We start from the raw sequence: 11,157 nt of genomic DNA, 5'->3' as shown, positions 1-11,157 counted from the left end.
CGGCCAGGGCCGTGCCGGAGAGAAGCAGGGTCGTCGCGCGGCCGGACACGGGCGTCGCAGGGCTCCAGAAGGCGGGGCGCGCGGATGGCGCGCATGGTTAATGGAGTTAGAACGAACAGGGTTAAGGAGCCGTCAACGCCGGGCGAGCCTGTGGGCAGGCGGTGGAAATACCCGCGGACGCCGTGCTACAGCGCCGGCCATGATCGAAGACATCCGCGACTCCGCCCTTCGCACCATAGCCACCGAGCGCGCCGGGCTCGATGCGCTCCACGCCGCGCTGGCGAATGGGTTGGGCGGGCCTTTTGCCGAGGCTGTGGCGATGATCCGGGGCTCGAGCGGGCGCGTCATCGTCTCCGGCATGGGCAAGTCCGGCCATGTCGGGCGCAAGCTCACGGCGACGCTGGCTTCGACGGGAACGCCCGCGCATTTCGTCCATCCGGCCGAGGCGAGCCATGGCGATCTCGGCATGGTCCAGCCCGAGGATGTCGTGATCGCGCTGTCCTGGTCGGGGGAGGCGGTCGAGCTCGCCGCGCTGGTCGGCTATACCCGCCGCTTCCGCGTCGGGCTGATCGCGATCACCGCCAATGCCGAGAGCACGTTGGGCAAGGAGGCCGATATCGCGCTCGTCCTGCCGAAGGCGACGGAGGCCTGCCCGAACGGGCTCGCGCCGACGACCTCGACGACGATGCAGATGGCGCTCGGCGACGCGCTGGCGGTGGCGCTGCTGGAGGCGCGCGGCTTCTCGCGGCAGGACTTCTTCGTCTACCACCCCGGCGGCAAGCTCGGCGCGCAGCTCAAGACCGTCGAGAGCATCATGCATCGTGGCACCGAATTGCCGCTGATCGGCCTCGACACGCTGCTGCCCGACGTCATCGCGATGATCTCGGACAAGGGTTTCGGCTGCGCCGTGGTCATGGATCTCGACGGCAAGCTCGCCGGCGTCGTCACCGATGGCGACCTGCGCCGCAAGACGGCGATGGGCGGCGGCGCCTCGCTCCGGGCGCGCGACATCATGACCGCCAATCCGCGCCGCATCGGCCTCGATACGCTGGCGGTCGAGGCGCTGGAACTGGTCAACCGCAGCCGGATCACGGCGCTGATCGTGGTCGATGCGGAAGACTGCCCGGCCGGGCTCGTCCATGTCCACGACCTCTTGGCGATGGGCGTGGCTTGATCCCGGTCGTCATGCTCGGGCCTGAGCCTTGAGCATCTCATGACACGGAGCCTCATGTGATCTGCGATTCTCGGGTCTGCGCTCCGCTTCGCCCGAGAATGACGGCTGACGGGACGGTGGCTCTTGCCGTGCGGCTATGAGGGTCTATCTAAAGCTCCAGAAGCTATAGATTTGGAGGGCGCATGACTGTAACCAACAAGCTCGAACGCGTGATGCCGATCGGCGCGCTCGCCGATCGCACCGGGGTCAAGGTCGAGACCATCCGTTATTACGAGCAGGTCGGTCTGCTGCCTCCGCCGGAACGCTCCGAGGGCAACCAGCGCCGCTATGGTCGGCGCCATGCCGAGCGCCTGGCCTTCATCAAGCATGCGCGCGATCTCGGCTTCGCGGTCGAGAACATCCGCACGCTGCTGAAGCTCTCCGACACGCCGGGCATGGCCTGCGACGAGGCCCATGCGATCTCGGTCGCGCATCTCGACGAAGTCCGCGACAAGATCGCGAAATTGCGCTCGCTGGAGAAGGAATTGGAGCGGATCGCGACGACCTGCTCGGGCGGCGTCGCAGCCTGCGACTGCGCGATCATCGAGGCGCTGGCCGATCATGGGCAGTGCGACCACGCCCATCATTGAAGCAGGGGCGTAGGCCCGAAATCTGCCTTGCCTCTCGTTTCCGGGGTGAAAAGGCTTAAATAGAACTCTTGCCAGGCAGCCTTCGGGCCGCTTGCCACGCCATTCGGGAGGGCGCGCGATGACGACAGGGCTCATGCCGCCGGGGGATGGACTCCTAAAAGGGAACAAAACCCGATTCTGCCGGAGTCAGCGATTCGGGCCCGCTTCGTTCCAGACTCGTTCTTATCGGGTTTCTATTTGAGACCTGCATAAGCTCCGTCCACGCTCCCGCCCGCATGGGCGGGCGAGAAGATCGGCTCACTCGCCTTGCTTCCTTTCCGTTCGCTGCCGCCCGCCGCCCGCGCCAATGGCGTCACGGCCGTGCTGGGCCCGACCAATACCGGCAAGACCCATCTCGCCATCGAGCGCATGATCGCCCATCCCACGGGGATGATCGGCCTGCCGCTGCGGCTGCTCGCGCGCGAGGTCTACCAGCGCGTGGTCGACAAGGTCGGCCCCGAAGCGGTCGCCCTCGTCACCGGCGAGGAGAAGATCAAGCCGGAGCGGCCGCGCTTCTGGGTCTGCACGGTCGAGGCGACGCCGCGCGATCTCGCCGTCGATTTCGTCGCGATCGACGAGATCCAGCTCGCCGCCGATCTCGACCGCGGCCATGTCTTCACCGACCGGCTGCTGAACCGGCGCGGCCGGGCCGAGACCATGCTGATCGGTGCCGGGACGATGCGCCCGCTGATCGAGCAGCTCATGCCGGGCGTGAATGTCGTGACGCGCCCGCGCCTGTCCCAGCTCACCTTCGCCGGCGACCGCAAGATCACCAGGCTGGCACCGCGCTCGGCCATCGTCGCCTTCTCCGTCGAGGAGGTCTATGCGATCGCGGAGCTGATCCGCCGGCAGAAGGGCGGGGCAGCCGTGGTGCTGGGCGCGCTCTCGCCGCGGACGCGCAATGCCCAGGTCGAGATCTACCAGTCCGGCGATGTCGATTATCTCGTCGCCACCGACGCGATCGGCATGGGGCTCAATCTCGACGTCAATCACATCGCCTTCGCAGCCGACAAGAAGTTCGACGGGCATCATTACCGCAAGCTCAATCCGGCCGAGTTCGGCCAGATCGCCGGGCGCGCCGGGCGGCATCTGCGCGACGGCACCTTCGGCACCAGCGGGCGCTGCCCGCCTTTCGATGCGGAGCTGGTCGAGGCGATCGAGAATCACCGCTTCGAGCCGATCCGCCAGATGCAGTGGCGCAATTCCGATCTCGACCTGCGCTCGGTTGGCGGTTTGCTCGACACGCTGAACCTGCAGCCATCCGAGCAGGGCCTGACGCGCGCGCTGATCGCCGAGGACATGACGACGCTGGAGGTGCTGGCGCGGGACCCGGATGTCGCGAAGCTGGCGCAGGGGCGGGCGGCGGTCGAGCGGCTCTGGGAGGTCTGCGGGCTACCGGATTATCGCAAGATATCGCCGATGCAGCATGCCGATCTGGCAACGACCCTGTATCTGCGCCTGATGCGCCATGGCCGGCTCGATAGCGACTGGTATCAGGCGCAACTCGCCTCTCTCGATCGCACCGATGGCGAGATCGATACGCTCTCGGCGCGGATCGCGCAGGTCCGGACTTGGACCTATGTCGCAAACCGTCCCGACTGGTTGCCTGATCCAGAGCATTGGCAGGGCATGGCGCGTCTTGTAGAGGACAAGCTGTCGGATGCGCTGCACGAGCGGCTGACCCATAGATTTGTCGATCGGCGCACCAGCGTGTTGATGCGCCGCTTGCGGGAGAATGCGATGTTGGAGGCTGAGGTCACTGCGACGGGCGACGTGCTCGTCGAGGGCCAGCATGTGGGGATGCTGCAGGGCTTCCGCTTCACGGCGGATCCGAAAGCCGGCGGTTCCGAGGTCAAGGCGCTGAACCTGGCGGCGATGAAGGCGCTCGGCTCCGAGATCGAGGCCCGGGCGGCGCGCGTCGTGTTGGCTGGCGACGATGCCTTCGTGCTGTCCCATGACGGGCTGGTGCGCTGGACGGGCGAGCCGGTGGCGCGCCTGACGGCCGGCGAGAAGGTTCTGGAGCCGCGCCTGCGCTTGCTGGTGGAGGAGCATCTCAGCGGCCCGGCGCGCGAACAGGTCGAGACCCGGCTCAGTCTCTGGCTGAAGAATCACATCACCCGCCTGCTTGGCGCCGTGCAGATCCTCGAAGCGGCCGAGAACGTCACCGGCATCGCCCGTGGCATCGCCTATCAGGCGGCTGAGGCGCTCGGCGTGCTCGAACGCGCCAAGGTCGGCGAGGAGATGAAGGCGCTCGACCAGGAAGGCCGCGCGGCTTTGCGCCAGCTCGGCATCCGCTTCGGCGCCTTCCACATCTATATGCCGGCGCTGCTGAAGCCGGCGCCGCGCGCGCTCGCCGCCCAGCTCTGGGCGCTGAAGCATGGCGGGCCGGAGACGGCCGGGCTCGACGACATCGCCCATCTTGCGGCCTCGGGGCGCACCTCCTTCCCGGTCGACAAGGCCGTGCCGAAGGGGCTCTACCGGGCCGCCGGCTACCGCGTCTGCGGCGAGCGAGCCGTGCGCGTCGACATTCTGGAACGCTTGGCCGACCTGATCCGCCCGGCGATCGCCTATCGCCCCGGCGTCACGCAGGGCACGCCGCCGACCGGGGCCGCCGACCAGGACGGCTTCGTCGCCACCGGCGCGATGACCTCGCTCGTCGGCTGCGCCGGCGAGGATTTCGCCTCGATCCTGCGTTCGCTCGGCTATGTCTCGGTCAAGCGTCCAGGGCCTGCGATCACCGTGCCGCTGGCGCCGCCTCCGGCTCCGACCGAGCCGGCCAAGCCTGTCGTGGCTGGCGACGCGGAAGTGGCTCAGGCCGAGGGTGAAGGCCTCGAGACCACCGCCGAGGCTGAAGACACGAGCGAACCGGCGAGCGTTCTTAACGAGGATGGGCTGGCCGAGGTCGAGACCCATGCCGTCGAAGCGCCGGCGGTCGAGACGACGGATACGCCGATCCTGACCGAGACGGAGCTCGACACCGCGCGGGAGCCGATGCCGGCCGATGCGATGGTGGCGCTCCCCGCTGCCGCTGCCGAGGAAGCTGCGTCCGCCGAAGCCGTTGCTGCCGAAGCTCCTGCAGCCGAGGCCGCGCCGGCCGAGCCCGAATTGATCGAGGTCTGGCGGCCGCATCGCCATCAGGGTGGCCGCCGGCCCGAGCAGGGCAATCCGCGTGGCCGCCGCGAGGGCGGTGAGCGTCGCGAAGGTGGCGAGCGCCGTGGCGGCGACCGGCCGCAGCGCGAGGGCCGCCCCGGCGGTCCGCGCCGCGACGGGCGTCCCGACAACCGGCCGGCGGCTGCCGCGGGCGAGGGCGCGCCGGCGCAGCGCCAGGAGCGCAGCGATGCGCGTCCGCGCCAGGACGAGCGCCCGCGCCGTGACGACCGGCCGCAGCGGCAGGATCGTCCCGAGGGCAATCGCGGTCCGCGTCCCGATTTCAAGCGCGACGGCCGCCCCGGCGGTCCGCGTCGCGAGGAGCGGGGCGGGGGCGAGCGCTTCCAGCAGGCGCCGCGTCCGCGCCCTGCGAATCGCGAGCCGGACCCGGATTCGCCCTTCGCCAAGCTCGCGGCCCTCAAGGCCCAGCTCGAAGGCAGCAAGAACTGAGAGCACGGAGGCGCGGGCGGTTTGCAGGACGATCGTCAGCGTCTCGACAAATGGCTCTGGTTCGCGCGCTTTGCCCGTAACCGCCCGGCGGCCGTGCGCCTGGTGGAGGACGGCCATGTCCGCATCGAAGGGCGCCGATGCGATAATCCGGCGCAAGGCATCAAGGTCGGGGCGGTGCTGACGCTCGCCCTGCCGCACGCGACGGTCGTGGTCAGGGTTCTCGGTTTCGCCGAGCGGCGCGGTTCCTTCGCGGTTGCGCAGCAGCTCTACGAGAGGCTCGACGGTGGCAGCGGCAATGCGTCGCTTGCGGCGGCGGAAGACGAAGACTAAATCCGCGACCTGCCTGCGATGGCGCTGAAATCGGGCCGGGGAGAAAATTCCTCCCCGGAGTGCCGCCTCAATGACGGATCGTTCTGCAAGAGATCACGAAAACGACCTTGAAACCTGCGCCGGGCAAGGGTTTATGGGGCTGTTTAGAAGCGTTGGAAGGGCCGACCCATGACCTATGTGGTCACCGAGAACTGCATCAAGTGCAAGTACATGGATTGCGTCGAGGTTTGCCCGGTCGACTGCTTCTATGAAGGCGAGAACATGCTCGTCATCCATCCCGACGAGTGCATCGACTGCGGCGTCTGCGAGCCGGAATGCCCGGCCGAGGCGATCAAGCCGGATACCGAGCCCGGCCTCGAAAGCTGGCTGCAGCTCAACGGCAAGTTCGCGGCGAACTGGCCCAATATCACCCAGAAGAAAGAGCCCCCAGCAGACGCCAAGGCGTTCGACGGCGTCGCCGGAAAGCTCGAAATGCTGTCGCCGGAGCCCGGCGAAGGCGACTGATCTGGCGGGTTTTCTGCCGTCGCGCTGCGTTAACCACGACCTTGCCATGCTGACGCAGGGGAGCGCCGTCGGGCGTTTACCTTTGATTCGGCGTGTTTTTTGTGTTACAAGCCAGTCCTAGTCGAAGTCGTTCCGCATGCCCCTGCGAGGTTCCTGCAATCGGGGCGCCCCCAGAGATCATAATTGACGAAAGAGCCGGCTTCGGCGCCGGGGCTTTGGTCGTCGTTCTCGCGGGCCCAATGAAACAGTCGACTAGGGAGCGTGAGGCGGTGCGTTTCTCATAGCGTCGCATCAGGCGGAAGTCCCCTGCCAGCCGGCCGGGGGCTAAATCATCACGCGCTCGCGTCAAGCGGGCCGGTCAGGAGTCGTAACGGCATGTCCACTGCGAAGAAAGCTGTTGTGCGCCAGGGTTTCAAGACGGGCGAGCACGTCGTCTATCCGTCCCATGGTGTCGGTCAGATCACGGCGATCGAAGAGCAGGAAGTCGCGGGTTTCAAGCTGGAATTGTTCGTCGTCAGCTTCGCCAAGGACAAGATGACGCTGCGGGTCCCGACTGCCAAGGCCGCCAGCGTCGGCCTGCGCAAGCTCGCCGATGCCGATGCCGTCGCCAAGGCGCTGACCACGCTCACCGGCCGCGCCCGTGTCAAGCGCACCATGTGGTCGCGCCGCGCGCAGGAATACGAAGCGAAGATCAATTCCGGCGATCTCGTCGCGATCGCCGAAGTGGTGCGCGACCTCTACCGGTCCGAGGCCCAGCCCGAGCAGTCCTATTCCGAGCGTCAGCTCTATGAAGCGGCCCTCGACCGCATGACCCGCGAGATCGCTGTCGTCGACGACGTCACCGAGACCGAGGCGCTCAAGAAGATCGAAGGCCAGCTCGCCAAGTCGCCGCGCCGCGCCGGCAAGGCGGAAGCCGAGGCCGAGGCGGATCTCGAAGGCGACAACGACGATCTGGCGGAAGAGGCCGCCTGAGCGGTTCGTTCCCTATCGTTTCGAGAAACCCGGCGGGCAACCGCCGGGTTTTTTGTTGTCCGAGGCCGATGCGTGTCATGGGCCAAGAGGCCGTCATGCTCGGGCTTGACCCGAGCATCTCCTGCCGTAAGAGGCCGGGGGCCCTCTCGTCCTGAGATTCTCGGGTCAAGCCCGAGAATGACGCCCTTGTTTGCTCAGGCTGTCCCAGTTCCCGCCTTCAGGAAAGCCACCGTCTTTGCCCAGGCCTGCTTGGCCGTCCCGGCGTCGTAGCGCTCGGCGCTGGTGTCGTTCATGAAGGCGTGGTCGACATCGGGATAGACGATCGCCTCGTACTGGACGCCGGCGGCCTTCAGCGCCTTTTCGTAGTCGGGAAGCATCTGGACGAGGCGGGTGTCGCGTCCGGCCTGCTGGATCAGGAGGCGGGCTTTGATCTGCGGCACCTTGGCGAGATCCGGCGGGCGACCATAGAAGACGACGCCGGCCGCGAGCTCGGGAACGGACACGGCGAGGTCGTTGACCGCGCCGCCGCCCCAGCAGAAGCCGACCGCGCCGGTCTTGCCGTTCGCATCGGGCCGCGCGGCCAGGTATTTCAGCGCGGCGCGGCCTTGGGTCACGACGCTCTCCACGGAGAGCTGGGGGAAGAGCGCGCGGGCTGCGTCGGGGTCGGCAGGCGTGCCGCCGAGTGGGGTGAGGAAGTCGAGCCCGAGCGCGGTGAAGCCCTCCAGCGCCATGCGGCGGGTGATGTCCTCGATATGGGGATTGAGGCCGCGGTTCTCGTGGATGACCAGGACGCCCCCACGCTTCGCCTGCGCCTTCGGCGTGACCAGATAGCCCTTCAGCGCCACGCCATCGACGGTCTGGTCGAACCGGGTCGCGGTGATGCGGGCATCGTCCGGCGCCACCTGCTGGGCTTGGGCGTAATTGGGTTCGAGCAGCGCCAGCGCGGCTTCGGCCGCCGCCGTGGTGCCGGCGATCGCGAGCAGCCGGTTCATGAAGACGCGCCGGTCGAGCGGCTTATGCGTGTATTCGTCGTAGAGTTCGACGATTCGGCGATCGAGCGCCATCCTTGCCTCCCGTGATCATGGCCTTTGGCCGATCATAGCCGCCGGCGCGGGCGATGCAGGACGGCTGTGGCCGGTCTCGCGGCCTTGTGATGGCGGAAGGCTACTCGGCGACGACCTTGTAACGCTGGCCGGGCGTCAACGCGGCATTGCGATCGAGCCCGTTGAGCAACTGGAAGAGCTCGGCCGGCCGGTCCTGCTCGGGCATGCGCTCGGCCATGCTGGCGATGGTGTCGCCGGCCTCGGCCGTGACCAGGCGGATCTGCATCGGGCGGACGGCCTGCGCTTCCGCCGGCGTCATCACCCGGAAGGTGTCGGCGATGGCGCGCATCTGCCGTTCCGGGTCGCTGCCGCCGCGCGCCGCCAGGATGAAGCGATAGACCCGGTCGCCGATTTGCACGGCGGCGAGGCTGAAGGTCCAGTCGGTGCCGCGGCCATGGGCGCGCACCGCCGGCTGGCCGCCGATCTCGGTCTTCTCGATCCCGGTCGTCTCGACGCCGTCGATCCAGCCGGCGGCGACATAGGATTCCAGCGTCTGGCCGCTCTTCAGCGTCACGGAATCGAAGCGCAGGGCCTGGGCGCCATTGGCGCTGACGCCGATGACCATGTCCTGGGCCGCTTCCAGGCTGAAGCCGTCGGGCGCGGCAAAGGCGATACGCAGGGCGCTGTTGAGATAGCGCCGGCCGCGAACCACGCCGTCGCGCGGATCATCACCATAGGCGAGGCCTTCGATCGCATTCAGCCAGCGATTGGCGTCGTGCTCGCCGATGCCGGGCGCGGCGATCTGGCGGGCGGCGGCGGTGACCGCGGCGATGCGCTCCGGCGTCTGCGGGTGGCTGGAGAGGATGTCGAGCCGCTTGTCGTCGGCGCTCTGGTTCTGGCCGCTGCTGCGGAAGGCGGTGTTGCGACCGAGCGTGGCGAGGAAGCGGCCGGCGCCATAGGGGTCGTAGCCGGCGCGGGAGATGTTGCGGACGCTGATCTGGTCGGCGGTAAGCTCCTGCTGGCGCGAGAACTTCGCCAGCGAGAGCTTCGAGCCGGCGCGCACGGCGGCGCTGCGGGTCGGATCGTTCAGGACCTGTGAGACCACCTGGCTGACCAGCGCCGATTCCGCTTCCTTCTCGGCGCGTTCGACGGCGTGCTGCGCCGTGACATGGGCGATCTCATGCGCCAGCACCGAGGCGATCTCGGAAGTGTCGTTGGCCAAGGCCAGCAGGCCGCGCGTGACATAGAGCCGGCCATTGGGCAGGGCGAAGGCGTTGACTACGGGCGAGTTCAGGATGGTGATCTCGTAGTGGCCGATCTGGCCCTCGCCGGCCTTGGCGAGCCGCTGGACGACCTCGTCGAGCGCGGCGCGGGCACGCGGCGCGCGGTATTCGCCGCCGAAGGCGGTCAGCAGGCGCTGATGCTCCTGATCGGCGGCGCGCTGGACCGTGTTGATGCGCGGTGCGATCTCGCCTTCGGAATTATTGCTGGCCGGGAGGATCGGGCTCTGGTCGCCGAGGCAGCCGACGAGCAGCAGGCCGGGCAGCACGATGGCCGCCAGCCGTTTCAAAGGTCGCGAAAGCGATGCTCGCCAGAGCTCCAGCATGTCCTCAGTCGATCAGTTCCAGCGCCGTCCGGGATGCGACCTCGAGCAGGAGGCCGTCGCGCCCGGACAGGACACCATAGGCGCGCAGCCGTTTACCGCCGAGATGGCTCGCGGTCCAGCCGGCGCTCTTCAGTTCGCGCCAGAGGCTGCGCGACAGGACGATCGAGGCAGCCTCCTTGGGACGGCGGGAGAAATTCAGATAGGTCCGCTGGGAGCGCTCGCCGACCGAGGCGATCCGGCCTTCCAGCATGACGTAACGTCCCTCCTGCGCCTTTACCGCGGCGAGATCATGGCCATCGACCGCCACTTGCGGCGAAACTTGCGTCTCAGATGTTACCGTTTTCTGAACGGGCGCCTTCTGGGGTGTTTCGCAGGGGGATGCGCCGGGCTCCGGCAAGGGCAGGGCGGAGCCTTGCCGCAGCAGGAGCTGGGCGAGATCCTGCGCGGGCTCGCCTGGCGATGCCGGCGGGATCGAGAGCCGCGCGGGCAGGCGGCCCCAACGGTCCGGCTCGCCATGGATGGTCAGGCCGAGCGGGCGATCGCGGAAGCTGCGCAGGCCAGCGTCGAAGCGCATGGCCTCCTCCGGGCTCTGGCGCGGCGCCAGGCCGATGAGCCGCAACCGGCGCCCGTCACCGAGAAGCGGGTCCCCGGCCGGATCGAGCCCGTTCAGTTGCACTGTCGTCGCGGCGGCATCATCGGGCGCGCAGCCGGATGCTGCCCGCGCTGGCCCTCCCGCGCAGGCGGCGAATATGACGGCAACAAGAAGGGACTTCACCCGCATCGCGATTATGCTACACGGAGTTTCATGCGTCCCGGTAGCTCAGCAGGATAGAGCAACGGTTTCCTAAACCGTAGGTCAGGGGTTCGAATCCCTTCCGGGACGCCATTTCGCCTTCTCCGCGATAATCGCTAGGCCGCGCCTCCTGAAACCGGTGGCCAGCAGCGGGCCCGTTGCTCTAAGCACAGAGCATGGAGACCGTTTCGCCCCACGATATCTTCACCCATGTCCGCATCGTCATGGGCATGGTCATTGGCCTCGGCATCACAAGGATGCTGGCGGGCATCGCCGGCTTCATCCAGCATCCCGGCCGCCATCGCGTCTCGCTGCTCCACATGCTCTGGGTCGGCTCGATCCTCCTCGAACTCGTGCTGTTCTGGTGGTGGGAGTTCGGGCTGTCGCGCATCCCAAGCTGGAGCTTCGGCGTCTATCTCTTCCTGATAGGTTATGCCGTCGTCCTCTATCTGATCTCGGCGCTGCTCTTC

9 protein-coding genes, 1 tRNA gene and 1 pseudogene are annotated in these 11,157 nt (G+C 67.8%); 8 read left to right on the top strand and 3 right to left on the bottom strand.

From position 1 onward, the window contains the following. Nucleotides 1-199 precede the first annotated feature (199 nt). The 6 genes from JHD80_RS24995 to JHD80_RS24970 all read left to right on the top strand — a co-directional run bounded on the left by JHD80_RS24995 (nucleotide 200) and on the right by JHD80_RS24970 (nucleotide 7,245). Complete coding sequence (locus tag JHD80_RS24995) at nucleotides 200-1,174, top strand: KpsF/GutQ family sugar-phosphate isomerase (RefSeq protein WP_199092910.1); 975 nt, start codon at nucleotides 200-202, stop codon at nucleotides 1,172-1,174. Nucleotides 1,175-1,383: 209 nt separating this feature from the next. After that, complete coding sequence (locus JHD80_RS24990) at nucleotides 1,384-1,803, top strand: MerR family transcriptional regulator (RefSeq protein ID WP_091860771.1); 420 nt, start codon at nucleotides 1,384-1,386, stop codon at nucleotides 1,801-1,803. A gap of 306 nt (nucleotides 1,804-2,109) precedes the next feature. Further along, nucleotides 2,110-5,439 carry a helicase-related protein gene (locus tag JHD80_RS24985; protein WP_248311768.1) on the top strand — a complete coding sequence of 1,110 codons (3,330 nt, stop codon included), beginning with the start codon at nucleotides 2,110-2,112 and terminating at the stop codon, nucleotides 5,437-5,439. A 21-nt stretch (nucleotides 5,440-5,460) separates the two neighbouring features. Further along, the gene (locus JHD80_RS24980; RefSeq protein WP_199092908.1) at nucleotides 5,461-5,769 is read left to right on the top strand and encodes an RNA-binding S4 domain-containing protein; all 309 of its coding nucleotides are present in this window, start codon (nucleotides 5,461-5,463) and stop codon (nucleotides 5,767-5,769) included. Nucleotides 5,770-5,937: 168 nt separating this feature from the next. Next, nucleotides 5,938-6,273 (top strand): ferredoxin FdxA, encoded by a 336-nt coding sequence (gene fdxA / locus JHD80_RS24975; protein ID WP_199092905.1) that lies wholly within the window; start codon nucleotides 5,938-5,940, stop codon nucleotides 6,271-6,273. Nucleotides 6,274-6,648: 375 nt separating this feature from the next. Then, the gene (locus JHD80_RS24970; RefSeq protein WP_199092903.1) at nucleotides 6,649-7,245 is read left to right on the top strand and encodes a CarD family transcriptional regulator; all 597 of its coding nucleotides are present in this window, start codon (nucleotides 6,649-6,651) and stop codon (nucleotides 7,243-7,245) included. Between the two features lie 194 nt (nucleotides 7,246-7,439). Here JHD80_RS24970 and JHD80_RS24965 read toward each other — a convergent pair whose 3' ends face one another. From JHD80_RS24965 to JHD80_RS24955, 3 genes are all read right to left on the bottom strand, one after another. Further along, entirely contained in the window at nucleotides 7,440-8,309 is an 870-nt protein-coding gene (locus JHD80_RS24965) for a dienelactone hydrolase family protein (protein WP_199092900.1), read from the bottom strand. Between the two features lie 100 nt (nucleotides 8,310-8,409). Further along, nucleotides 8,410-9,858, bottom strand: a complete 1,449-nt coding sequence (locus JHD80_RS24960) for a M48 family metalloprotease (protein ID WP_248311767.1) — start codon at nucleotides 9,856-9,858, stop codon at nucleotides 8,410-8,412. Between the two features lie 40 nt (nucleotides 9,859-9,898). Continuing rightward, nucleotides 9,899-10,468, bottom strand: a complete 570-nt coding sequence (locus tag JHD80_RS24955) for a hypothetical protein (RefSeq protein WP_199092894.1) — start codon at nucleotides 10,466-10,468, stop codon at nucleotides 9,899-9,901. 235 nt (nucleotides 10,469-10,703) lie between these two features. Between JHD80_RS24955 and JHD80_RS24950 the strand changes: the two genes are divergently transcribed. Together JHD80_RS24950 and JHD80_RS24945 are read left to right on the top strand one after the other, a co-directional pair. Continuing rightward, nucleotides 10,704-10,780, top strand: a tRNA-Arg gene (locus JHD80_RS24950). 83 nt (nucleotides 10,781-10,863) lie between these two features. Next, nucleotides 10,864-11,157, top strand: a pseudogene (locus JHD80_RS24945) (hypothetical protein); the annotation flags it as partial.

This window comes from Allobosea sp. ASV33 (genome assembly GCF_016428755.1).
Lineage (GTDB): Bacteria > Pseudomonadota > Alphaproteobacteria > Rhizobiales > Beijerinckiaceae > Allobosea.
The sequence above is the reverse complement of the archived record's forward strand: the minus strand, read 5'-3'. Positions and strand labels throughout refer to the sequence as shown.

Bases quoted from the DNA above. Each gene is read 5' to 3' on its own strand.
- fdxA (WP_199092905.1), top strand. From the start codon at position 5,938: ATGACCTATGTGGTCACCGAGAACTGCATCAAGTGCAAGTACATGGAT.
- JHD80_RS24995 (WP_199092910.1), top strand. From the start codon at position 200: ATGATCGAAGACATCCGCGACTCCGCCCTTCGCACCATAGCCACCGAG.
- JHD80_RS24955 (WP_199092894.1), bottom strand. From the start codon at position 10,468: ATGCGCTTCGACGCTGGCCTGCGCAGCTTCCGCGATCGCCCGCTCGGC.
- JHD80_RS24965 (WP_199092900.1), bottom strand. From the start codon at position 8,309: ATGGCGCTCGATCGCCGAATCGTCGAACTCTACGACGAATACACGCAT.
- JHD80_RS24970 (WP_199092903.1), top strand. From the start codon at position 6,649: ATGTCCACTGCGAAGAAAGCTGTTGTGCGCCAGGGTTTCAAGACGGGC.